Here is a 23348-nt window from a genome sequence, read left to right on the forward strand (position 1 = left end):
CGTGCGTGCGCTCCTACCCCGAGTTCCCGAGTTCCCGAGCCGCCGAGCCGCCGAGTCCCCGAGTCCCCGAGCCGCCGACGCACCCACGTCCGAAAACCGCCCAAGCCAGGACCAAAAAAAGGGCCCCGAAGGGCCCTTTCTTGATCAGTTGGGCTTCTGCCCGTTCGACCGTTCCCACTTGTGTTGTTCGTCCAGAAGCTGCTCCGGGTCGAAATCCTTGTTGCTGTCGCTCAGCCCCTGCATCTGCTCGATCGCTTCGGCGGGCGGATTGCCGTCGTAGATCTGGTAGAGGCGCTGCTGGCGATAGGCGTCGCGCAGAAACACGTACGGATCGTAGGCCGAAGCGAGGAAGCTCTCGGCATCGATCGCGCGGGCGCGGACCGTGATGAGGTACAGGACCGACGGGGCGTAGTACTGGCCGCTGTGGAAGTCGTGGTTGCGGCTCAGGTAGCTCAGCGGGTCGAAGAAGTAGCTGTCTACCGGCAGGCGCCAGACGTCGCGCACCGTGGTCGGGCCGATCAGCGGCATGACCAGGTAGTTGCCCTCGGGGACGCCCCAGCGGGCCAGGGTGACGCCGAAGTCGCTGTCGTACAGCGGCATGCCGAGCATGCTGGCCGGGTCCTTGAAGCCGAGGACGCCGATGGTCAGGTTCACCACGAAGCGACCCGTGGTCACGGCCGCCTGGCCGGGACGGAACTGGAGCAGCTGGTTGCCGATGGTGATCGGCAGGCGGATATTGGTGTAGAAGTCACTGACCGCCGTACGGACGGGCGGGTTGGTGATCTTCCGGTAACCTACCGCGACAGGGCGGATGATCGCCTTGTCCAGCTTGTCGTTGAAGGCGTACACCTTCCGGTTGAAGTTTTCGTTCGGGTCGTCGGTGCGGGGCGGCGCGATGTGACACGCGGCAAGCAGCGCCAGCGACGCGAGGCCGACGGCACGACGGATGATCCGGAAAAGGGGCATGGGGCGCATCGGAGTGGCTTCGGGGGTGGGGCGATGGGTTAGTGTACTGCCTGGTTTTATTATTTGCACTACTACCCGCCCTTCCTGGTCAGAACCCCACATGATACCCGTCCCCTCATTGCCAGCCAATGGGCCGGACCGCTAAACTGCCCGGTCAGAAGTATCTTTATTGTCAAGGATTAGAAATGGCCCGAATTACCGTCGAAGACTGCCTTGAGGTAGTCGACAACCGCTTTGAGCTGGTGCTCATGGCGACCAAGCGCGCGCGCCAGCTGTCCAAGGGTGCCGAGCCCACCATCGATCCTGACAACGACAAGCCGACCGTGCTCGCCCTGCGCGAAATCGCCGACCGCCGCGTCAACGACGAGATGATCGACGAAATCGACCGCGCCGCCCGCGAGCGTGCCGAGCGCGAAGCCCTCGAGTGGGCCGCCACGGAAGTGGACGACGACCTCTCCAAGGGCGGGGATGACTGATGATGCCGGGTCGCTGTCGGCCCTGCATTTATCCGAACGTTGCGCGCCCTGACGCGCGGCCGCTGACGCCGCGCGCGGGAGGCTGTGCCGGCTGACGGCACAGGGCCTTCCATGGAAGTCATTCCCGTCAAGAAACTGACCGATGTGCTGGACGACGGCCCGGTGCCGCCTTACGTCCAGGCTCTCGAAGAACGGGTAGGTACCTACCTGCCGCACGACCAGGTGCTGCGTATCCGGCGCGCCTTCCTCATCGGTGCCGCCGCGCACGAGGGGCAGACGCGTAAATCCGGCGAGCCTTACATCACGCACCCGGTGGCGGTGGCCCACGTGCTGGCCGAACTGGGCCTGGATGCCGAGACGATCATCGCGGCCATCCTGCACGACACCCTGGAAGACACCCGGCTGGCGCGGGACGAACTGGCCGGCGAATTCGGCGAGACCGTGGCCGAGCTGGTCGACGGCGTCACCAAGCTCGACAAGATGCGGTTTTCCAGCCGCCAGGAAGCCGATGCGGAAAGCTTCCGCAAGATGCTCCTGGCCATGGCGCGCGACCTGCGCGTCATCCTGATCAAGCTCTCCGACCGTCTGCACAACATGCGCACCCTGGGGGCGAAGGACGCCCCCTCGCGTCGCCGCATCGCTCGCGAAACGCTGGAGATCTACGCGCCCATCGCGCAGCGCCTGGGCATGAACAAGTTCAAGGCCGAGCTGCAGGACCTGGGTTTCAAGGCGTTGTATCCGGATCGCCACCGCATCATCGGCGAGCGTATCCGGGCGGCCATCGGCAATCGCCGCGAGGCCATGGCGAAGATCGAGATGGCCCTCGAGGGGCGCCTGGCCGCCGAGAAGATCCCCGGCCGCGCCGTCAGCCGGATCAAGTCGGCGTGGAGTATCTATTCGAAGATGCGCGGCGACCATAAATCGTTCGCGCAGCTGATGGACGTCTACGGCTTTCGCGTCATTACCGACAGCGCCATGCACTGCTACATGGCGCTCGGCGCCGTGCACGGCTTGTACAAGCCGGTGGACGGCCGCTTCAAGGATTTCATCGCCATACCCAAGGGTAACGGCTACCAGTCGCTGCACACCGTGTTGCTGGGTCCGTTCGGCGCCCCCATCGAGATCCAGATCCGCACCTCGGAGATGGAGTCGGTGGCCGAACGCGGCGTGGCCGCGCACTGGGCCTACAAGACCGACTCCGGTCCGTCCAACAGCGCGCAGGCTCGCGCCCGGGAGTGGTTGTCCGCGTTGGCCGATAGCCAGGCCAATACACCGTCGGCCTCGGAATTCCTCGAAAACGTCAAGATCGACCTGTTCCCGGACGAGGTCTACCTGTTCACGCCGCGCGGCGAGATCTTCTCGCTGCCGCGCAACGCCACGGCGCTGGATTTCGCCTATGCCGTGCACACCGACGTGGGCGATCACGCGGTAGCGGCCCGCGTGGACAAGAAGCTGGTGCCGCTGCGCACGCGCCTGGTCTCGGGCCAGCAGGTGGAGATCATCACCGCACCCTCCGCCGTGCCGAACCCCGCCTGGCTCGAGGCGGTGGTGACGGGCAAGGCGCGTACCGCCATTCGCCAGTACCTCAAGCACCTGCAGCACGAGGACGCCGTGGATTTCGGCCATCGCATGCTCGACCGCGCGCTCGATGCGCGTGGCATGAGCCTCGACGCCGTGCCGGCCGCCACGCTGGACCGCTTCCTCGAAGACGCGAAGCTGAAGCGCCTGGAAGAACTGCTTTCCGAGATCGCGCTGGGCAACCGTTTCGCCGACCAGGTCGCCGTGCAACTGCTCGGCCTGCTGGGCCCGGGCGCCGGTGGCCCGCAGACGTCGTCCGAGCAGCAGCACAGCGCGGAAAAGATCCGCATCAGCGGTGCCGAGCGCGGGGTGCTCAGCTTCGGCAACTGTTGTCACCCGTTGCCGGGCGACGAGATCATCGGCTTCCTGTCCTCGGGCAAGGGCATCGTGGTGCACCGGGTGGAATGCCCGAACGTACCGGAATTCCGCAAGACGCCCGAGCGCATCGTGGCCATCGAGTGGGACCGCGACGTGGCCGGCGACTACCGCGCCGAACTGCGCATCGAGGTGCTCAACCGCCCCGGCGTGCTCGCCACCGTGGCCGCCGCCATCGCCGATGCCGGTTCCAACATCGAGAACGTCGAATACATCGAGCGCGACAGCACCGCCGCCACGCTGCTGTTCGCCATCGAGGTCAAGGGCCGCAAGCACCTCGCCGACGTCATGCGCCGCGTCCGCCGCACCGGCGTCGTCAGCGGCGTGTACCGCCACCCGCTCTGACGACCCCACCCGCGCCACCCCCAACCACCCGCGCCGTCCCCAACCACTCGCACGGTCCCCCATTGCCGTGGGTAGGAGCGCACGATGTGCGCGAATGGGGCTTGCGTAGCCCTTGAGGTCTTGCCTCTGCACCGCTTTGTTGGCTTTTCGCGCACATCGTGCGCTCCTACCGCGAGGTGCGGGCACACCTCGCTAGCGGCGATTCCACGGCATGGATAGACTGGCGGTCGATCCCACAAGGACCCTCCCCATGACCCGCAGCACCATCGCTACCGACAAGGCGCCGTCCGCCATTGGCCCGTATTCGCAGGCCGTTCGTGCCGGCAACACCGTGTATTTCTCGGGCCAGATCCCGCTCGATCCCGCCACGGGCAACCTGGTCGACGGGGACATCACCGCGCAGACGCGGCGCGTGTTCGACAACCTCGTCGCGGTCGCCGAGGCGGCGGGCGGCACGCTGGCGGATATCGTCCGCGTGGGCATCTACGTGACCGACCTGGGCAACTTCGCCGCCGTGAACGCGGTGATGGCCGAATACTTCCAGCAGCCGTACCCGGCGCGTTCCACCATCGAGGTCTCGGGCCTGCCCAAGGCCGCCCAGGTCGAGGTCGACGCGATCCTCGTCCTGCCGTAAGGCCCGCCCCGTTCCCGTGGCCCGACGCGCGACACCCCCGTCCGCCGCCAGTCCGGCGGCGGACCCCGGGCGTGCGCCGCTGACCTCGCTCGGTGGCGTGGGCCCGGCCCTGGCCGAGACCTTGCGCAAGCTGGGCCTTCGCGAGGTCCAGGACCTCTGGTTCCACCTGCCGCTTCGCTACGAGGACCGCACCACCGTCGTGCCCATCGGCGACCTTCGCCCGGGCGATCGTGCGCAGGTCGAGGGCGTGGTCGAGCACGTCGAGCGCGGCTTCCGCTTCCGGCCGCAGCTGAAGGTGATCATCGGCGACGATTCCGGACGCCCGCTGCTGCTGCGCTTCTTCCACTTCCGCAAGTCGCAGGTGGACCAGTTGCCCAAGGGCGCGCGGTTGCTCTGCTTCGGCGAAGTACGCCAGGGCCCGCAAGGCCTGGAGATCGTCCACCCGCAATACCAGCGCATCGAGGCCGACGAGGCCGTGCTGATGGACGAGCGGCTCACGCCGGTCTATCCCACCACGGAGGGCCTGGGCCCGCGGCGCCTCGCCAGTGTCATCGGTCGCGCGCTGGCCCACCTGCCCACCGACGATCGCCTCGAACTCATCCCCGAGGACATCGGTCGCCCGGCGGGGCTCACCTCGTTGCGCGACGCGCTGGCCTACGTGCACCGGCCACCGACGGACGTCGACCTGCGCCAGCTCGAGGCGGGCCGGCATCCCGCGCAGCAGCGCCTGGCCTTCGAGGAATTGCTGACCCAGCACCTCACCCTGCGTCGTATGCGCGCGGCGGTGAAGGAGCGCAAGGCACCGGCACTGAAAAGCGCCGGCACGCTGAAGGATCGCCTGCTGGCCGCGCTGCCGTTCGCGCTTACCGGTGCGCAGGCGCGCGTGTCGAAGGAAGTGGCACGCGACCTGTCGCGCGCGCATCCGATGCTGCGCCTGGTGCAGGGTGACGTAGGCAGCGGCAAGACCGTGGTCGCTGCGCTGGCCGCCGTCGCCGCGGTGGAAAGCGGTTACCAGGTGGCCCTGATGGCGCCGACCGAACTGCTGGCCGAGCAGCACCTGCGCAACTTCCGCGCCTGGCTGGAGCCGCTCGGCCTGGAAGTGGAGTGGCTGGCCGGCAAGGTACAAGGCAAGGCACGCAAGAGCGCCCTGGCTCGTGCGGCGGACGGGCAGGCGCACGTCGTCGTCGGCACGCACGCACTGATGCAGGAGGGCGTGGCGTTCCACAAGCTGGGGCTGGTCATCGTCGACGAGCAGCACCGCTTCGGTGTGCACCAGCGCCTCGCCCTGCGCGACAAGGGCGCCGACGGCGCACTCATTCCGCACCAACTGGTGCTCACCGCCACGCCCATCCCGCGCACGCTGGCCATGAGTGCCTACGCCGATCTCGATGTGTCCTCGATCGACGAACTGCCCCCCGGCCGTACGCCGGTGCAGACCGTGGCGATCTCCAACGAACGTCGCTACGAGGTCATGGAGCGCATCCACGCCGCCTGCATGCAGGGGCGGCAGGTGTACTGGGTGTGCACGCTGATCGAGGAATCCGAACAGCTCAACGCGCAGGCCGCCGAGGTCGCGCACGCGGAACTGACCACGGGCCTGCCGGACCTGGCCGTGGGCCTGATCCACGGGCGCATGAAGCCGAAGGAAAAACAGGCGGTGATGGATGCGTTCAAGGCCGGCGAACTTGCCGTGCTGGTCGCCACCACCGTCATTGAAGTCGGTGTGGACGTGCCCAACGCCAGCCTCATGGTGATCGAGAACAGCGAGCGCCTGGGCCTGGCGCAGCTGCACCAGTTGCGCGGGCGCGTCGGGCGCGGCGCTATCGCCTCGAACTGCGTGCTGCTCTACCAAACGCCGCTGTCCCGGCTGGCGCGCGAGCGCCTGCAGGTGATGCGCGAGACCAACGACGGCTTCCGCATCGCCGAGAAGGACCTGGAACTGCGCGGCCCGGGCGAAGTGCTGGGCACGCGGCAGACCGGGCAGCTGCAGTTCCGCATCGCCGACCTCACACGCGACGGCCACCTCATGCCCGAGGTGCAGCGAGTGGCCGAGGCGATGATGGCCGAGCACCCCGCGCGCTGCGAGCGCCTCATCGCGCGCTGGGTGGGCGATGCGGCACGCTATGTGGACGCCTGAAACAGCGTGCTAGAGTCGTAGCTTCCTTCGATGGGGGCATGCGAATGACTGTGATCCGGGCCGCCGTGGTGTCCACGGCCCTTCTCCTGCTCGCCATGCTGGCGCTCCCCGCGCACGCTGCTCCGGTCGTCAGTGGCGAGGCCCGCTTCACGGTCCTTACCCCGCGTGTCATCCGTATGGAATACGCGCCGTCGACACAGTTCGAAGATCGTCCTTCGCTGGTCTTCGCCACGCGCGGCAACGGCGCCGACGTGCCCGCCAGCGTGTCCCACGACAACGGCTGGCTGGTCATCCGCACGGCCCTGCTCACGCTGCGCTACAAGGAAGGCTCGGGCCCCTTCAGCGCAGACAACCTCAGCATCGCGTCGAAGCAACTCACGCCCGCACTGGCGTGGCATCCCGGGCTGAAGGAAGCGCACAACCTCGGTGGCACGGCACGCACGCTGGACCAGGTGGACGGCGACCGTCATGCGTCCGACAACACGCCGCTCGACCTGGGCGACGGCCTGCTGTCACGCGACGGCTGGCACCTGGTCGACGACACCGGCAGCTTCGTCTTCGGCAGCGAGGCGTTGCCCTGGGTGCATCGTCGCGAGTGCGCCACCTGCACCGACTGGACCTTCTTCGGCTACGGCCACGACTACGTGGCGGCGCTGGGCGATTTCGCGCAGGTTGCCGGGCGTGAGCCGCTGCCGCCGCGCTACGCGTTCGGTTACTGGTGGTCGCGCTACTGGAACTACAGCGACAGCGAGGTGCGCCAGGTGGCCGCCGACTTCGCGCGCTATGGCATCCCGCTGGACGTGCTGGTCATCGACATGGACTGGCATACCACGCCCGGCCTGTCGTCCGGCGGCAACGAGCGGGACGTCGCCGGGCAGACCCCCGGCTGGACGGGATTCTCGTGGAACCGCAGCCTGTTCCCCGACCCGCAGCGGCTGCTGCACTGGCTGGGCGAGCAGGGCCTGAAGGTCACCCTGAACCTGCATCCCGCGTCCGGTGTATTGCCGCACGAGGACGCCTATGCCGCGTTCATGGCACGGATGAAGGCCGACCCCGCCCATCCGCTGCCATTCGAGGCGGCCGATGCCGCCTATATGTCGGCCCTGTTCGACACCGTGCTCGATCCGCTGCACCGCATGGGCGTGAGCTTCTGGTGGCTGGACTGGCAGCAATGGCGCGAGTCCAAGGCCATGCCGGGCCTGAGCAACACGTGGTGGCTCAACCATGTGTTCTTCACCCGCATGCAGCAGACCGACAGCAAGCGCGCCTTGATCTACCACCGCTGGGGCGGCCTCGGTAATCATCGTTACCAGGTGGGTTTCTCGGGCGATTCGATCATCTCGTGGGCCTCGCTGGCGTTCCAGCCCCGGTTCACTGCGACGGCATCGAACGTGCTGTACGGCTACTGGAGCCACGACCTCGGCGGCCACACCTTCCGCGACGAAAGCGATCCGGCCACGCGACGGATCGATCCGGAGCTCTATGTGCGCTGGATGCAGTTCGGTGCCTACAGCCCGATCATGCGCACGCACACCACCAAGAACCCCAACCTTCGCAAGGAGCCCTGGCGGTTCGCGCCGGCCGAGTTCGATGCCCTGCGCGAGTCGGTGCTGACGCGCTACCGCTTGTTGCCCTACACCTACACCATGGCCCGCAAGGCATACGACACCGGTGTCTCGCTGGTCCGGCCGCTGTACTACGCGTGGCCCGACGACGATCGCTCCTATCGCAGCGACGGCGAGTACCTGTTCGGCGACGACCTGCTGGTCGATCCGGTCACGGCGGCGGCGGGTGCGGACGGCTTCGCCGTTCGCGAGACCTGGCTGCCGCGGGGTGCCTGGTTCGATACCGTGCGGGGCCGTTCGTTGCGGGGCGATCGCACGGTGCAGGGACGCTACCGCCTGGACGAAACACCCGTGTTCGCGCGCGCCGGCGCTATCGTTCCCACCAGCGCCGATCCCACGCTGAGCGTGTCCCACGACACCGGCGCACGTACGTTGCGCGTGTACCCCGGTGGCCAGGCCACGGCCGAGCTGTATGAAGATGCCGGCGACGACGAGGCCTATCGTGGCAGCGCCTTCGCGCGCACGGCGCTGGCGACGGAGAAGCGACCCCACGGCATGCGCCTGCGCATCGCCGCACGCGACGGCAGTTATCCGGGCATGCCCGCGTCGCGTCGCTGGTCGGTCGATTTCGTCGCGGTGGCCATGCCCTCGCGCGTTACCGTCGACGGCGTGACGCTCACCCGCGCGGACGATGGCGCGCCGGGCACGTGGCGACTCACGGGCCGCGACCTCACGCTGCACGTGGCGCTGCCCGAACACGCGGCGGCACAGCCGCAGGTGGTCGAGGTGACCTGGCCCGCGGATGCGCCGGATGTGGACGGACTGGTCGGCCAGATGCGTGACGTGCGCGAGGCCGTCGCCTGGCTGAAAGGCCACTGGGTCGACTTCGGCGGCCTTCCCGACGAACTCTCGGCCGCGGCGCAGGCCGACCTGCTCATCGACTACCACCCCGACCGGTTCGCGGCGGAAGTGGCGGCCTTCCGCGGACGGCTGGCGACGCTGGACGCCACCCTGGAGGCCGCCCATGTAGCGGCCGACCTGCGCGCCGGCTTCCGTAGCCGTCTCGGGCGCTAGGCGGGCAGCGGGGCCAGCGGGGCCAGGCCCAGGTGCCGGCGCACGTCCGCCGCGATCCGGGCGGTTTCCCGCAGCGGTGCCTGCCGGGCAGGTGTGTCGGCGTCCAGGTCGTGCAACAGGCCGGCCTGCCGCAACCCGGCATGGAACCGGGCCAGCTTCGCGTCCAGTGGCGCCGAGGTGAACGTGTGCACGGGGGCGCCCGTGGCGCAGGCTTCCGAGAGCATGTTCACCGAATCCGGCGTGACCACCAGGCGGTCTGCCCACGCCAGGATGCCGGGGTAGGGGTTGGCGCCGTCGTGGTCGCCGGTCCAGACCAGCCCAGGCAGCCCGGCGAAGGCCTCGCGGAAGGTCGGCAGCAGCGCGGCGGGCGTGCGCCGCGAGGCCGCCACCAGCACGCTGCCGCCATCCTTCGCGTGGCGTGCGCGCACGGCGGCCAGGAACGCATCCACGGCGGTACGTTCGAAAGGCGCGCCACGCCGGTGTCCGCCGAGCAGTACGCCCAGGCGCGGGCCGGGCAGGTCGGCCAGCCAGGGAAAGGCGTCACGGCCGTCGGCCAGCCAGGCATCGTCGATCGGATGCAGCGACCCCAGCGGCGTGAGCACGTTGTCGCCCGCCAGGCCATCGTGTGCCGGAGCGATCACCAGGTCCCAGTGGTGCGGGTCCAGCCGCGGGTCGAGCACCTGCACGGCCAGCGTGGCCCCCTGCGACCACTGGCGGACCTGCCGTGTCGCCCAGGCGGCGGCGCGGCCGCAGCCGATGACGAGCGGTGGCCACGGTGGCCGCAGGTGGTGCTCGTGGCGACCGAGCGCCAGCCGGCCGAGTGGCAGCAGGCGTGGCGCGGCCCACGACCAGGGCGCGCGCAGTTCGACGACGATCTCGCGGATGGAGGGAGTGAGTGCTTCGGCCAGCGCCAGCGCTTGTCGCCGGTTGCCCGCCGCCCCGTCGGTGATCACCCAGCAGGGGCCGCGCTCGGCGATTGGTATCGTTTTTTGCACACTTCGTTCCTTGTCCGACCGGTCCACACGGGGCGCCGGGGCGCTTACACTGTCGGAATGCCAGAGTTTGGCGTCTCGTCACTGTACAAGGATATCCATGAGCGCTCCGCTGTCCGATGCATCGCTGGACCAGTTGTTCCTCACCGCCCGCACCTATAACGCGTGGCTGCCCAGGGAAGTGACCGACGACCAGCTCCACCGGTTGTACGAGCTGGCGAAGTTCGGTCCCACCGCGGCCAACTCGTCGCCCATGCGCATCATGTTCATCAAGTCCGCCGACGCCAAGGCGCGTCTCAAGCCCTACCTCGCCGAGTCGAACGCCGAGAAATCGATGCAGGCCCCGGTCACCGCCATCGTGGCCACCGATTTTGCGTTCTACGACCAGCTGCCCAAGCTGTTCCCACATGCGGATGCGCGCAGCTGGTTTGTCGGCAAGGAAGACATGATCCAGTCCTCGGGCATGCGCAACGGGTCGCTGCAGGGTGCGTACCTCATCATGGCCGCCCGTGCCCTGGGCCTGGACTGCGGCCCGATGTCCGGGTTCGACCAGGCCGGCGTGGATGCCGAGTTCTTCGCCGGCACCACCGTCAAGTCCAATTTCCTGGTGAACATCGGCTATGGCGATGCCAGCCAGCATCTGTATGACCGCCTGCCGCGGCTCAGCTTCGAGGAAGCCGCGCAGATCGCGTGACACCCCTTTCCCGCGGTGACCTTTCGTTCCCGCCGTCCTAGTCGTACCCACACTGCTGGAGAACCACCCATGCGCATGCTCCGTTACGTCGCCCTCGCTGGCCTGCTCGCCACCGCCGGCACCGCCGTCGCCGCCCCGGTCACCTACAAGCTCGACCCGACCCACACCATGGTCCTGTTCAGCTGGAACCACTTCGGCTTCTCCAACCCGACCGCCAACCTCGGCCAGGTCGACGGCACGCTGGTGTACGACGAGGCCGCTCCCACCAAGTCCACCGTGGAAGTGACCCTGCCGCTCTCCGGCCTGGATACCTTCGTGCCCAAGCTCGACGAGCACCTGAAGTCGGCCGACTTCCTCGACGCCGCCAAGTACCCGAACATCACCTTCAAGAGCACGAAGGTCGTGTCGGCCGGCAAGGACAAGCTGAAGGTCACCGGCGACCTCACCGCGCACGGCGTAACCAAGCCGGTCACGCTCGACGTCACGCTGAACAAGGTCGGCCCGCATCCGATGATGAAGGTGCAGTCGGTCGGCTTCGACGCCACCGCCACCATCAAGCGCTCCGACTTCGGCGTCGGCGCGTATGTGCCCAACGTGTCGGACGAGATCAAGATCCGCATCACGACCGAAGGCCACGACGCGTCCGCTGAGAAGAAGTAAGCCCCGCGGGCCTCGCGGTCCGTGAAAGACCCGCGCCGGCGACGGCGCGGGTTTTCTTTTTTGTTACCATCGCAGATCCCGGTTCCACCGTTTCGCCCGGAGTTTCCCCATGCGACCCAATCCTGCGGCCGCGCCGCTGATCCCGGCGAATGCCGAAAACCGCTATGAAGTGACGCGCGCCGACCTGCCGCTGTCCTGTCCCATGCCCGGCATGTACCTGTGGAACTCGCATCCGCGCGTCTACCTGGCGATCGAGGACGAGGGCGGCACCTCCAAGTGCATGTATTGCGGTGCCAACTACGTCCTGAAGGATTGAACGCGCCCTTGCGGGCACGTTTCGTGCTTCGCCTGCGTCACCACCCTCAACGGACCCACCCATGGCCACCGTCGCCCCGCTCCGGACGATGACCGTCGTGCAGCTGATCCCCTCGCTCCATTCGGGCGGGGCGGAGCGCTCGACGCTCGAAATCGCCCGGGCCCTGGTGGCGGCGGGACATCGCTCGGTGGTGGTGTCGGCCGGCGGTCGCCTGGTCGCCCAGCTGGAGGCCGAGGGTAGCGAGCACGTCACGCTCCCGATCGGCCGCAAGTCACTGGCCACCCTGCTCACCGTCGGCGCCCTGCGCCGCGTGCTGCGCCGGGTCCAGCCCGACATCGTCCATGCACGGTCGCGACTGCCGGCCTGGATCGGCTGGTGGGCGATGCGCGGCGTGAAACCCCGCCCGCACTTCGTCACCACGGTGCACGGACTCAACAGCCCCAGCCGTTACAGCGCCGTGCTGCTGCGCGGCGAGCGCGTCATCGTGGTCTCGCAGACCCTGCGCGACTACGTGCTGCGCCATTACCCGAACGATATCGACACCGCCCGCATCTCGGTCATCCCTCGCGGCATCGACACCGAGGCGTTCCCTTACGGCTACCGCCCCGACGACAGCTGGCAGCGCGCGTTCCACGAGCAATACCCCCAACTGGCCGGTGCGCCGCTGCTGACCCTGCCGGGTCGCGGCACGCGCCTGAAAGGCCATGCGGATGCGATCGAGCTGGTGGCCGACCTCCAGCAGCGCGCCATCGACGTGCGCCTGCTCCTGCTGGGCGCCGACGAGCCGGGGCGCGAAGCCTACGTGGCCGAACTGCGCCAGCTGATCCATGCGCGTGGGCTCGACGACCGCGTGGTCATCTCGCCCGCGCGTGCCGACGTGCGCGACGTCTACGCGCTGTCCGATCTGGTGCTGCAACTGTCTGTACGCCCTGAGTCGTTCGGCCGCACCGTGGTCGAGGCACTGGCCCTGTGCCGCCCGGTCCTGGGCTATGCCCACGGTGGCGTGGGCGAGTTGCTGGCCGAGCTCTATCCGGCCGGTCGCGTGCCGCCCGGCGACCGCGAGCGCCTGGTCGAGCGCGCCGCGGAACTCCTGCGCTTCGCCCCGCCCATCCCGCCGCCGCGAAGCTATCGCCTGGTCGACATGCAGTCGGCCACGCTGGCGCTGTACGCGGAAGTGGTCGAAGGCGCGCCGGTCGCGTGAGCGCGTCACGGCCCGGCGCCCTGCTGAAAGCGGGACTGGCGTCGCCGCTGTTGCCCGTGTGGCTGATTCCCGCGCTGCTGCCCTTCGGTCGCAGCGCGGAGCTGGGTGTGTTCCTCGCCCTGGTCGGCACGATCCTGCTGCTGGTGCGCGAACCGCAGGCCCTGCGGCACCACCCCGGCGCATGGCTTTTCCTCTGGCTGTTCGCGGCCTATGCGGGCGCGGCGCTGGTCTCGGCGATCGATGCCGTGGCGCCTGGCAAGACCTGGGGCACCGTGGCCGGCATCCTTCGCTTCGCGCCACTGGGCATCTACACCTGCTTCGCCATGCGTCGGCCGGGCAAGGTGCGCGCCCTGTGGTTCGCCACGGCCGTCGTCGTGGCGGTGTGGGTCGTCGATGCCTGGGTGCAGGCGATCACCGGTTATGGCCTGGCCGGGGCGTCGCATCCCGAGCGGCTGTCCGGCATCTTCGGCGCCTACAACCTCAAGCTCGGCCCCGCAGTGTCCGCCCTGGCGCCCTTCCTGTTGTGGGCCGCGCGCGAACGCTGGGGCCGTCGTGGCCTGCTGGCCGCTTTCCTGCTGGCGATGGGGCCGGTGCTGTTGTCCGGGTCGCGTGCTTCCTGGCTCTGCTACGCGCTGGTGGCGTTGGCCTTCCTCTGGCGCGAAGCCGGCAGCTTCCGTCGGTTCGCGGTGGCCTGCCTCGGCATGGGCGTGGTCGTCGCCCTGGTGGGTGCCCTGGCCTGGCAGGTATCGCCTCGCTTCCGCGACCGCATGGCGCACACGTTGCCGGCCCTGACAGGTACCGAGGCTGGGGTGGACACCGCGCTGACCGGTCGCCTGGATATCTGGACCACCTCGCTGCGTCTCTACGCAGCCCACCCGATCAACGGCGTCGGCGTGCGCGGCTTCCGCGTCGCCTATCCGTCCGTCGCCACGCCCGGCGATCATTTCCTGACCACCGAGAAATGCGGCGAAGGCGAGGGCGCCTGTCATCCGCACCAGGTGCTGCTGGAAGCCGCGACGGAAACCGGCACCCTCGGCCTGCTGGCCTGGCTGGCTGCCACCGTGCTGGCTGTATGCACCTGGTGGCGCGCCGGCCCGGTGGCGCGTGCGCGGGCCTTTCCGGCCACCGTCGCGCTGTTCGCGATATTCTTCCCGCTCAACACGCACATGGCCTTCTATTCGGCGTGGTGGGGGCTGCTCACGGCCTGGCTGTTCGCGGTGTGGTGCGCGGCGCTGTTCGCCGACCTGCCCGATGCGACCGACGAGGTGCCTCGCCGTGGCGCGTGAGCCGCTGTCCGTGGTAGTCACTTCGTTCGACAACGCCGCGACCATCGGCGCCTGCCTGGCTTCCGTGCGTTTCGCCGACGACATCCTGCTGCTGGACTCCGGCTCCACCGACGCCACCGTCGACATCGCCCGCTCGCACGGGGCACGTGTGCACGTGCAGCCGTTCGCGGGCTACAGCGCGCAGAAGCAGGCCGCCATCGACCTGGCCGCGCATCGCTGGGTGCTCCTGCTCGACTCCGACGAAGCCCTGCCGGCGCTGGCCGCCGAGCGTATCCAGGCCGCCCTGGTCGCGCCGGACGTGGCCGGCTTCGAACTGCTTCGCCGCGAATGGGTGTTCTGGCGCTGGCAGCCCGACCGCGCGCGCCTGAATCACTATGTGCGCCTGTTCGATCGTACGCGCGCCGCGATGAGCGGCCACGAGGTGCACGAGAGCGTGCGTGTCGACGGGCCGGTGCGGCGCCTGGACGCCATCATCGACCACTACGGCGAGCGCGACATCGGCGGCCGCGTGGACAAGGCCAATCGGTATTCGTCGTTGCAGGTACGCGACCGGCTGACCCGCCAGCCACGGTTCCTGCGCCTGCGCATGGTGGTGTACCCGAGCATCGCGTTCGCGCGGTACTACGTCTGGCGGGGGCACTGGCGGGGCGGCTGGGCCGGCTTCGTCGCGGCCCGCGTGCACGCGTTCTACGCGTTCCTGAAATACGCCAAGCTGTACGAACGACGCATGTCAGGCGGCCAGCGGCATGGCCACGGCGCGTTCGAAACCGAACGCCGCGACGACTAGTTCGCAGGCCTCGCGCCGCAGGGCTTCGCGACGGCGGAACTCGCTGCGCCGCTTGCTTTCCACTTCGGTCTCGCAACGCACCGGCTCGTGCGGCGCCATGGCGTAGAAGCCGTCGGCGGTTTCGGTACCGCCAGACTCACGCCAGAAGCCGTTGTAGTCGGCCTTGACCTTGTCCGCGATGCCGGCGAACACATGCGACTCGTTGGAGATGCCCAGCACGCGCTCCACCTCGAATGCCTCGGCCAGCGCGCGGATCAGCGAGAGCAGCAGGTTCTTCGGGCGCAGGCCGTGGCACTGGCGGGTCAGCTCGCGCACGGCTTCCAGCCCGGCGTGGTTGGGCGCGCCCTGCAGGCAGCCGATCGCGATGGCCTTGCCGTCGTCCATGAAAGAGAAGGCGGCATAGGACAGCTGCATGCCCTGGTGGTCCACCAGCGACAGGGTCATCTCGCCTTCCCGCGCGCGGCGGTAGGGCGCCTTCAGCACCAGCGACAGCGGTTCGCCGTTGCGCAGCGTCACCTTGCCCAGCAGCACCGTCCGTTCGCGGTAGAGCATGTGGAAGAGCGGGCGCGGGAAATGCGTCAGCGCGAACTCGTAGTGCCCGCGCAACACGTCCATGCGCTTCTGCCACGGCCATGCCTTGTGGATGTAGCGGTGCTGGTAGCGCTCGGTGAGGATGGTGTCGATCGACGAGACGCCTGCCATGGGCGGCGTCTCCAGGAAGGCCAGCCACGCGTCGTGACGGCGCCAGCGCGTGAGGCTGCGTCCCAGGTAGTTGATCACGGCATTCACGACGTGCGAGCGCTTGCGGTGCCAGGCACCACGGCCGCGTAAGGAACGCGCGAAGCGAAAGATCGACTGCATGGGAAAAAAGGTCCGTCTCCGAAGGGTACGACGGACGTTCTACGCGCGTGTTTTTTCGCGAAGCTTTCGTTCCTTGCGAAGAAAGCCGATGCGTGTGTAGGCGTTATCCCTTACGAAAGCCCGGCGAAAGTCTCAGTAGATTTTTGCGGCGCCCGGCGGTCGCGTCTTGAACCGCTTGTGCACCCAGAGATACTGCTCGGGCGCTTCGCGCGCCATCTGTTCGATCTGTGCGTTGACGCGCGCCGTGTCGCTTGCCGCGTCCTGGCTGGGGAAGTCGTCCAGCGGCGCGCCCAGGCGCATGACGTAACCGGCATCGTCCGGCAGGCGGCGGTGATAGAACGGAATGACCAGCGCGTTGGATAGCCGGGCCAGGTGATGCGTCGCGGTGATCGTGGCGGCGGGAACGCCGAAGAACGGCACGAACACGTTGTCCTTGCTGCGCATGTCCTGGTCGGGCGCGTACCACAGCGTGCCGCCCGCCTTGAGGTAGCGCACGCTGCCGCGGATATCGTCCTTGTCGAACATGGCTTCCGCGTAATGCAGGCGCGCGCGCAGCACCGCGAACTCGAACACCTCGGAGTCCATGCGCCGGTACATGCCGGCGATGCGGATACGCGAGGAAACCAGGCGGGCGCTCAGCTCCAGGTGCGAGAAGTGCCCCCCCACCAGCAGGACCCCTCGGCCGGCGGCGCGGGCGGCCTCGAGGTGCTCCAGGCCCTCGACGGTCACCGGTACGCGCGCGATGGCCCGGTCCGAGCCCATCCAGCCCAGGGCGAATTCGGCCAGCATCATGCCCACGTCGCACAGGTTGGCGCGGACCAGGGCCTTTTGCGCGTCGGCGTCCAGCTCGGGGAAGCACAGGGCGATGTTGGTCGCGGCGATGCGCCGGCGTTCCGGATTCAGGTGCAGCGCGAGCCGGCCGGCCAGGCGCCCCAGCCGCATCAGCCAGCGGAAGGGCAGGTGGGCGATCAGCCAGATGAAGCCCACCCCGGCCCACGCCGGCCATTGACGGGGCGAGAGCAGGTGACGCGTGAGGGTGGGGCGGGGCATACCAGGCATGTCCGCCCATTGTAACGAATGGGCGCGGCTATACTGACGGGCCACGTACCAAACAGGGATTCGCGTGCTGCTGCGTGTGCTCTACAACTTCGCGATGTACCTGTTCACCCCGCTGGTGATGCTGCGCCTGATGGCGCGGGGCATGCGCTATGGCGACTACCACGTGCGCTGGCGCGAGCGCTTCGGTCGCTTCCCCGAACCCCGGCTGGCGGGCTGCCTCTGGGTGCACGCGGTATCGGTAGGCGAGGTGAACGCGGCCGAGCCCCTGGTCAAGGCGTTGATGGCGTCCTATCCGCACGCCCCCATGCTGGTCACCACGGTCACCCCCACGGGCTCCGAGCGCGTACGGCAGTTGTTCGGCGACACCGTGCACAGCGTCTACCTGCCGTACGACCTGCCCTTTGCGGTGAGGCGCTTCCTGCGCAGCACGCGGCCGAGGCTGGCCGTCATCGTCGAGACGGAGATCTGGCCCAACCTGTATTTCGCCTGCCGCAAGCACGGCATCCCGCTGCTGATCGCCAATGCCCGGCTGTCCGAGCGCTCGCTGCGCGGTTACGCGCGCATGAGTTCGCTGGTGCGCCGGGCGCTGCGTTGCGTCAGCCACATTGCCGCGCAATCGCGCACGGATGCCGCGCGTTACCGGCTGCTGGGCGCGGAGCCCAGCCAGCTCACCGTGTGCGGCAATCTCAAGTTCGACATGCCGGTGCCGGATTCAGCCCTGCAGGCCGGACTGGCCATGCGTGAAGCATGGGGCACGGGGCGCCCGGTGTGGATCGCCGCCAGCACGCACGAGGGTGAGGAAATGTGCGTGCTCGAGGCCCACCTGGCCGTGATGCGCCGCTTGCCGGACGCCTTGTTGCTGATCGCGCCGCGCCATCCCGAGCGGTTCAAGGCCGTGGAGTCCTCGGTGCGTAGCCTGGGCTTCCAGGTCGGCACGCGCAGCGGCGACGGCGTTCCCGGGCATGCCACGCAGTGCTTCGTCATCGACTCGATGGGTGAGTTGCTGCGCTTCTTCGCCGCGTCCGACGTGGCCTTCGTCGGCGGCAGCCTGGTATCCATCGGCGGGCACAACGTGCTGGAACCGGCGGCGTTGAACAAGCCCGTGCTGGTCGGGCCGTACACCTTCAATTTCGAGGAGATCACCCAGGCGCTGCTCGACGAAGGCGGCGGCCAGCGGGTGAAGGACGGCGACGCGCTGGGCGGGCAGGTGCTGGCGCTGTTGCGTGACCGCGAGCGGCGCGAGCACATGGGAGACCGCGCCCGCTATGTCTTCGACAGCGAGCGCGGCTCGGTGGGCAAGGTGATGGATCTGGTCGATACGCTGCTTCAGGAGTAAGCGCGGCTCCGCGTCGGCTCCGTATAACGGAGCCAGACCGTACTCTCCAGGGGCGGTGACGTGTCAGCGGATACGGCAGGTCACCTCGGCATCGAACTTGAAGCCCAGGCTCGATGGGGTAGCGATCACGTGGTAGTCCGTCACCGTGCCGCCGATCGACGCGCACTCGCGCTCGATCACGTCGAGCAGCTGTCTCTGGGTCGCCACACGATCGAAGCCGTCGAGCTGGCCGCGGAGAATCTCGACCGACTCGCGGGTGACGTTCGACGGCTGCGGCGCGGCGGTGGCTGCGGTGGCGTTGCCGGCCATCAGCAGGCCGGTAATGATGAGTGCTTTCATGGGGAAATCCTTTTCAGACGGGGGATTCAATCGCGCTGCGGCGACGCGTTCATGGCGGAGTTGCAGGCGAAGCGGGCTTCCACGGTCGTATCGCCGTTTGGTTTCGGCGTGGTCGCCACGCTCATGAAGCGCACGCGGCGATCGTTGTCGAGACAGGTCTGGAAGACCTTTTCGCGAACGGCGAGATAGGCCAGGCGCTTGTTGCCCGAGGCTTCGACGAGTCCCTTCGTCCCGTCGAGGCCCGTGCCCAGGGCGATGGTGGCCAAGGGCGTGGGTTCGCTGCCGGTGAGCGCCGGCTCTTCCGGCACGTCGATGCGGCAGGTGGCGTAGGCATTGCTGCGCACGCCGCCTTCCCGTGTATCCACATACTTACGCTTGAAGCCGTCGTGGTACTCGGCGAGATAACCACCCCGCGCGTCGCAGTTCTTCATCGTGGCCGCCCACAGGGCTTCATAGGTCGGCCTGAACGAACCGAGCACGCCCTTGTTGCGGACGTCGTATTCGAACGCGACGGCACTTTCCTGCTCGACGATTTTCGGCTCGCGGCCTGGCGAGGGCGATGTCGCCTCTGCAAAAACGGAGGATGCCGCGAGTATCGCGGCGGCGGAGAACAGGCTGGTTCGGATCATGAGCGTCCTTGGTCGTGGCTTGGCCCGGTTGGGCCTGCCCATGATCTATGGCTCGCCCGCGGCCGGCTGTAAGCCCATTGCGCGTGTGAGTGTAGGCGGCGCTCTGGTACACAAAAAAAACGGGCCCGCGAGGGCCCGTTCTTCCGTGTACGCGACCTGGGTTGAGACCGACCCGTAGGAGCGCACGCACGTGCGCGAATCGTTTCTCGATGACCCCTGAGCTGGCGCGGCAGCTCCAAGGTTCGGCCTCAACACATGTCGCGCACGTGCGTGCGCTGCTACTGCAGTAGCGCGTTGATCGCTTCGAGGTCCTTGACGTCCACCGTGCCGGCGGTCTGCTTCAGCAGCAACTTGTCGAGGATGAACTGGTGGCGGACGACTCGACCGCGGCCTTGGTGGCCTCGACCTTGCTAAAGAGGAGACGGTCCATGTTCGTCCATGGATGGATGTGGGGGCAGATCATCGTCGCGCGTATAAAGATGGGCGGGCAATCCGCCCGCCCATGACCGAATCACTCTGCGCCGCTTACCCGGCATACCGCCGTGGCCTGCACGCGCGTGACTGGGTGGGAACCGCCCCAGATCGGCGTGCTCTTGTAAGTTACCTGAACGATGGAGCCGCCCTTGCTGGCGCAGGCCTGCTCCAGTTCGGCGTGCGCCATGTCGCGGGCCACGCGCTCGACGGCGTTGCCTTTTTCCACCGAGATGACATGGTCGGTGTGCGACGTGGTGGCCGTGCCGGTGGCCAGCGCGATGGTGGGAACGAAGGCCATCAAGGCGGCCAGACCTGCTGCATGCATTTTCATGGGTAGTCCTTTACTGAGTCATGCCCGGATGGGCATGCAAAGTATGGCTTTCCCACGCGCCGCATCGATGTAGGGCCCGGGCGACGTTGTATGTCGTTCCGTCGCTTCGGGCCCCTCTGCGATGCGTTACTGCAGCAGCGCGTTGATCGCTTCGAGGTCCTTGACGTCCACCGTGCCGGCGGTCTGCTTCAGCAGCAGCTTGTCGAGGATGAACTGGTGGCGGGCCTGAGAGTAGTCGCTGAGCGCGGAGGTCAGGTTCTGCTGCGCGATCAGCACGTCGACGATGGTGCGGGTACCGACTTCGAAGCCGGCCTGCGTGGCGTCACGCGCGCTTTCCGACGACTCGACCGCCGCCTTGGTGGCCTCGACCTTGCTGATGCCGGCGACCACGGAGCGGTAGTAGTTGAGCGTGTCGCGAACCACCTGGCGGCGGGAGCTTTCCAGGGAATCCTGCGCGGAATCGCGCTGGTAGATCGACTGGCGCACGCGCGACTGGGTGGCACCGCCGGAGAAGATAGGCACGCTCAAGGTCAGGCCGACGGTGGTGCCACCACGGCCGTTGCTGCTGGTGTTGCTGGACGAAAGCGTCCCCGCATTCTGGGTCCAGGCGGTGCTCTTGCTGTAGCCGGCGGTGGCATCCAGTGTGGGTAGATGCGCGGCGCGGGCCGAGGAAATGCTGTGTTCCGCGGACTCGACGTTGTACTGCGACGCGAGGATGGTCGGATTGCTCTTGACCGCCTCGGCCACCCAGGCCTTCGGATCGTTGGGCGTGGGTGGGTCCATCGGCAGCTGCTCACGCAGCTTCTTCAGGTTGTCCGACGGCTTGCCCGTGATCTGGGTCAGGGCCTCACGCGAGTCGGCCAGCGTGTTCTCGGCGGTGATCACCGAGGCCACGGCGGTATCGTGCTGGGCCTTGGCATCCTGCACGTCGGTGATGGCGGACAGGCCGACATCGAAACGCTGCTGCGCCTGTTCCAACTGGCGGGCGAGCGCCTGCTCGTTGGCCTTGGCGAAGGTCAGTGCGTCGTCGTTGGTCAGTACCTGGAAGTAGGCGGTGGCCACGCGCGTCGACAACTGCTGGAGGGCCGCCTCATAGGTGGCGTCCTGCGCTTCGGACGACGACTTCGAGGCCTTCAGGTCCGCGTAGCGGCTGAAATCGACCACGCTCTGGGAGACCGAAAGGCTGGAGCTGCGCGTGCGGGTATGACCGATGTCGTTACTGACCACGGTGCCGTCGTTCAGGACGAGGGGATCTCTCCCGTTCGGCTCCGACTGGCTCAGCTGCAGCTGTGCACTGACCTGCGGCAGCAGCAGCGCACGGCTCTGCACGACGGTCTCGCCCGTGGCGAGCCGGTTGGAATCGGCCTGCGACAGCACCGGATCGTTCGCCCGGGCCTGGCGGTAGGCGTCGAGCAGGTCTTCGGCGTGGCTCGCGAAAGGCATCGCGGCCAGTGCCAGCGCGACGGTGAGCAGCTTCAAGCGCATGGTTTCGCCTCGTGGGTAATGGAAAATCTGGGGGTCAGAGCACGAAGCGCTTCACCGGCGCGGCATGCGCCAGGTAGGGAAGGTCCGTTTCGAACAGCGACTCTTCACGGAAGCGGCCCTCGCCCTCATGGGTGAGGAGCACCGCCGTCTGCGCGGGGGAGTCGCCGCGTACGACGAACATGCGCCCACCCGGCTTCAGCCAGCGCACGAACTTCTCGGGCACCGAATGCACCGCGGCGGTGATCACGACGGCATCGAAAACGCCCGTCGGGGTGTAGCCGTTGACCGCTTCGGCCGTTTCGACCGTGGCATTGGTGACCATCGCGGCGGCCAGGCGCTCGCGCGCGGCGTCCACGAAGTCGGCATGCATGTCGATGCTGGTGACCTTGCCGGCAAGACGGGCCAGGCAGGCGGTGAGGAAGCCGGAGCCGGTGCCGATTTCCAGCACCTCGTCGGTCTTCTTCAGTTCCAGGGCCTGCAGCACGCGGCCTTCCACGACGGGTTTCATCATGACCTCGCCATGGCCCAGGGGCAGGGTGAGGTCGGCAAAGGCCACGTTACGGTGGGCCGGCGCGACGAAATCCTCGCGGCGAACGCCCTTGAGCGTCTCCAGGACGTCGGCGTCGAGCACTTCCCAGGGGCGGACCTGGTTCTCGACCATGTTCTGCCGTGCCTGTTCGAAATTCATCGCCATGGTGTCGGGTCCCGTACAAAAAGCTGAAAAAGGTTCGAAAGGATAAGCGCTTAGCGCCCGTTTTCCCAATGGATCGAAGGCTGCGGCTACGGTGGTGTCCCGACTAAGTGCCGGAAGTCACCGGATGGGGCTGACGGAAGTCACCCCCCATGGGCGCCTTCGCTCGCTCCTGCCTGAACAACCGCGACCGCAAGCCCCTGAACGCCTTGGGTTTCGCCCGAGGGCGACCCCATTTCATTCCGAGACACGAAGGACAGCCTTTCCGTCGTCTCCACCCCTGTCGGCATGCGCCGCAGGAAAAGTGGAAATAACTGAACCGCTGCGTATAATAAAGTCATATTTTCAGTTTGTGAAGGTGCAGCCATGAACGCCAGCCCGAAAATGAAGCCGCAGGGCCCTGGTCGTCCCAAGGACATGGAAAAGCGCGCGGCCATTCTCGAGGCGGCCAAGGCACTGTTCACACAGGGTGGCTTCGCCGGCACGAGCATGGATGCCGTGGCTGCAGCGGCGGGTGTGTCCAAGCTGACCGTGTACAGCCACTTCGGCGACAAGGACAACCTGTTCCGTGAAGTGATCCGTGCGCACGTGCAGGAACGCCTCCCGGACGACCTGTTCGATTTCAGCCAGGGCGCCGATATACGCGTCACGTTGACCAACATCGCCAGCCGGCACGCGGCGACGGAAACCAACACCGAAACCGTCGGCACGTTCCGGGCGATCCTCTCGGACTGCCAGTCGGGCGGCAATCCGCGATTCGGTCGCCTGGTCTGGGAAGAAGGCCCGGCCCGCATGCACAAGCTGATGCAGCGGTTGTTCGAGGGCGCCGTGGCGCGCGGCCAGCTGGAGATTCCCGATGTGTCGCGGGCCAGCACGCAGTTCCTCGCGCTCCTTAAGGGCGACCTGCTGATCCGTCGCCTGTTCGGTTGCGAGGACTGCGCGGTGCAGTTTGCCGAGGAGGTCAATGCCAATGCATTGGCGGCCGTGGAAATGTTCCTCAACGCCTATCAGCCGCGCACGGCGAAGGCATAGCGCAGTGAGGCGCGCACGACGCTAA

General features: G+C 67.7%; 22 protein-coding genes. 13 read left to right on the forward strand and 9 right to left on the reverse strand.

Annotated elements, in window-relative coordinates:
* Positions 1–144 precede the first annotated feature (144 nt).
* Positions 145–966: an MlaA family lipoprotein gene (locus tag ACVKN3_RS15165; RefSeq protein WP_285402990.1), complete on the reverse strand. Its 822-nt coding sequence runs from the start codon at positions 964–966 to the stop codon at positions 145–147.
* Positions 967–1151: 185 nt separating this feature from the next.
* Between ACVKN3_RS15165 and rpoZ the strand changes: the two genes are divergently transcribed.
* From rpoZ to ACVKN3_RS15190, 5 genes are all read left to right on the forward strand, one after another.
* Entirely contained in the window at positions 1152–1442 is a 291-nt protein-coding gene (rpoZ, locus tag ACVKN3_RS15170; RefSeq protein WP_036139505.1) for a DNA-directed RNA polymerase subunit omega, read from the forward strand.
* Positions 1443–1553: 111 nt separating this feature from the next.
* Positions 1554–3740: a RelA/SpoT family protein gene (locus tag ACVKN3_RS15175; protein WP_354516031.1), complete on the forward strand. Its 2187-nt coding sequence runs from the start codon at positions 1554–1556 to the stop codon at positions 3738–3740.
* A 250-nt stretch (positions 3741–3990) separates the two neighbouring features.
* On the forward strand, positions 3991–4374 hold the full coding sequence (locus ACVKN3_RS15180) for a RidA family protein (protein WP_285402994.1): 384 nt from the start codon (positions 3991–3993) through the stop codon (positions 4372–4374).
* Between the two features lie 16 nt (positions 4375–4390).
* On the forward strand, positions 4391–6511 hold the full coding sequence (recG, locus tag ACVKN3_RS15185) for an ATP-dependent DNA helicase RecG (protein WP_354516029.1): 2121 nt from the start codon (positions 4391–4393) through the stop codon (positions 6509–6511).
* A 44-nt stretch (positions 6512–6555) separates the two neighbouring features.
* Positions 6556–9150, forward strand: a complete 2595-nt coding sequence (locus ACVKN3_RS15190; RefSeq protein WP_354516027.1) for a glycoside hydrolase family 31 protein — start codon at positions 6556–6558, stop codon at positions 9148–9150.
* On the opposite strand, the gene ACVKN3_RS15195 is transcribed toward ACVKN3_RS15190, so the two are convergent.
* Entirely contained in the window at positions 9147–10145 is a 999-nt protein-coding gene (locus ACVKN3_RS15195) for a mitochondrial fission ELM1 family protein (RefSeq protein ID WP_354516025.1), read from the reverse strand. The genes ACVKN3_RS15190 and ACVKN3_RS15195 overlap by 4 nt on opposite strands.
* 97 nt (positions 10146–10242) lie before the next feature.
* On the opposite strand from ACVKN3_RS15195, the gene ACVKN3_RS15200 reads away from it, so the two are divergent.
* The 6 genes from ACVKN3_RS15200 (at position 10243) to ACVKN3_RS15225 (ending at position 15086) form a co-directional block, all read left to right on the forward strand.
* Positions 10243–10836: a malonic semialdehyde reductase gene (locus ACVKN3_RS15200; RefSeq protein ID WP_285403003.1), complete on the forward strand. Its 594-nt coding sequence runs from the start codon at positions 10243–10245 to the stop codon at positions 10834–10836.
* Positions 10837–10905: 69 nt separating this feature from the next.
* On the forward strand, positions 10906–11496 hold the full coding sequence (locus ACVKN3_RS15205) for a YceI family protein (protein WP_036139514.1): 591 nt from the start codon (positions 10906–10908) through the stop codon (positions 11494–11496).
* Between the two features lie 109 nt (positions 11497–11605).
* Entirely contained in the window at positions 11606–11812 is a 207-nt protein-coding gene (locus tag ACVKN3_RS15210; protein ID WP_036139517.1) for a zinc-finger domain-containing protein, read from the forward strand.
* A gap of 61 nt (positions 11813–11873) precedes the next feature.
* A complete protein-coding gene (locus ACVKN3_RS15215; protein ID WP_036139518.1) occupies positions 11874–13013 on the forward strand; it encodes a glycosyltransferase in 1140 nt (379 codons plus the stop codon).
* Positions 13010–14299 (forward strand): O-antigen ligase family protein, encoded by a 1290-nt coding sequence (locus tag ACVKN3_RS15220; RefSeq protein ID WP_354516022.1) that lies wholly within the window; start codon positions 13010–13012, stop codon positions 14297–14299. The genes ACVKN3_RS15215 and ACVKN3_RS15220 overlap by 4 nt, the downstream gene beginning before the upstream one ends.
* Positions 14289–15086 carry a glycosyltransferase family 2 protein gene (locus ACVKN3_RS15225; RefSeq protein ID WP_354516020.1) on the forward strand — a complete coding sequence of 266 codons (798 nt, stop codon included), beginning with the start codon at positions 14289–14291 and terminating at the stop codon, positions 15084–15086. The genes ACVKN3_RS15220 and ACVKN3_RS15225 overlap by 11 nt, the downstream gene beginning before the upstream one ends.
* Here ACVKN3_RS15225 and ACVKN3_RS15230 read toward each other — a convergent pair.
* Both ACVKN3_RS15230 and lpxL read right to left on the reverse strand, forming a co-directional pair.
* On the reverse strand, positions 15030–15947 hold the full coding sequence (locus ACVKN3_RS15230) for a VirK/YbjX family protein (protein ID WP_285403012.1): 918 nt from the start codon (positions 15945–15947) through the stop codon (positions 15030–15032). The two genes, ACVKN3_RS15225 and ACVKN3_RS15230, sit on opposite strands and share 57 nt — an antisense overlap.
* 132 nt (positions 15948–16079) lie before the next feature.
* Positions 16080–16997, reverse strand: coding sequence for an LpxL/LpxP family Kdo(2)-lipid IV(A) lauroyl/palmitoleoyl acyltransferase (gene lpxL, locus ACVKN3_RS15235; RefSeq protein ID WP_081916379.1), 918 nt, complete (start codon positions 16995–16997; stop codon positions 16080–16082).
* Between the two features lie 79 nt (positions 16998–17076).
* Between lpxL and waaA the strand changes: the two genes are divergently transcribed.
* Entirely contained in the window at positions 17077–18342 is a 1266-nt protein-coding gene (waaA, locus tag ACVKN3_RS15240; RefSeq protein ID WP_036143834.1) for a lipid IV(A) 3-deoxy-D-manno-octulosonic acid transferase, read from the forward strand.
* A gap of 63 nt (positions 18343–18405) precedes the next feature.
* On the opposite strand, the gene ACVKN3_RS15245 is transcribed toward waaA, so the two are convergent.
* The 5 genes from ACVKN3_RS15245 to ACVKN3_RS15265 form a co-directional block, all read right to left on the reverse strand.
* Complete coding sequence (locus tag ACVKN3_RS15245; protein WP_354516017.1) at positions 18406–18681, reverse strand: hypothetical protein; 276 nt, start codon at positions 18679–18681, stop codon at positions 18406–18408.
* Between the two features lie 26 nt (positions 18682–18707).
* Complete coding sequence (locus ACVKN3_RS15250) at positions 18708–19310, reverse strand: hypothetical protein (protein ID WP_036139528.1); 603 nt, start codon at positions 19308–19310, stop codon at positions 18708–18710.
* A 511-nt stretch (positions 19311–19821) separates the two neighbouring features.
* Positions 19822–20115 carry a hypothetical protein gene (locus ACVKN3_RS15255; RefSeq protein ID WP_036139530.1) on the reverse strand — a complete coding sequence of 98 codons (294 nt, stop codon included), beginning with the start codon at positions 20113–20115 and terminating at the stop codon, positions 19822–19824.
* A 126-nt stretch (positions 20116–20241) separates the two neighbouring features.
* Positions 20242–21600 (reverse strand): TolC family outer membrane protein, encoded by a 1359-nt coding sequence (locus tag ACVKN3_RS15260; protein WP_285403018.1) that lies wholly within the window; start codon positions 21598–21600, stop codon positions 20242–20244.
* A 34-nt stretch (positions 21601–21634) separates the two neighbouring features.
* Complete coding sequence (locus ACVKN3_RS15265) at positions 21635–22294, reverse strand: protein-L-isoaspartate O-methyltransferase family protein (RefSeq protein ID WP_354516014.1); 660 nt, start codon at positions 22292–22294, stop codon at positions 21635–21637.
* 363 nt (positions 22295–22657) lie between these two features.
* Between ACVKN3_RS15265 and ACVKN3_RS15270 the strand changes: the two genes are divergently transcribed.
* Complete coding sequence (locus ACVKN3_RS15270) at positions 22658–23323, forward strand: TetR/AcrR family transcriptional regulator (protein ID WP_285403022.1); 666 nt, start codon at positions 22658–22660, stop codon at positions 23321–23323.
* Positions 23324–23348: the final 25 nt, after the last annotated feature.

The sequence above is a fragment of the Luteibacter sp. PvP120 genome, assembly GCF_054055715.1.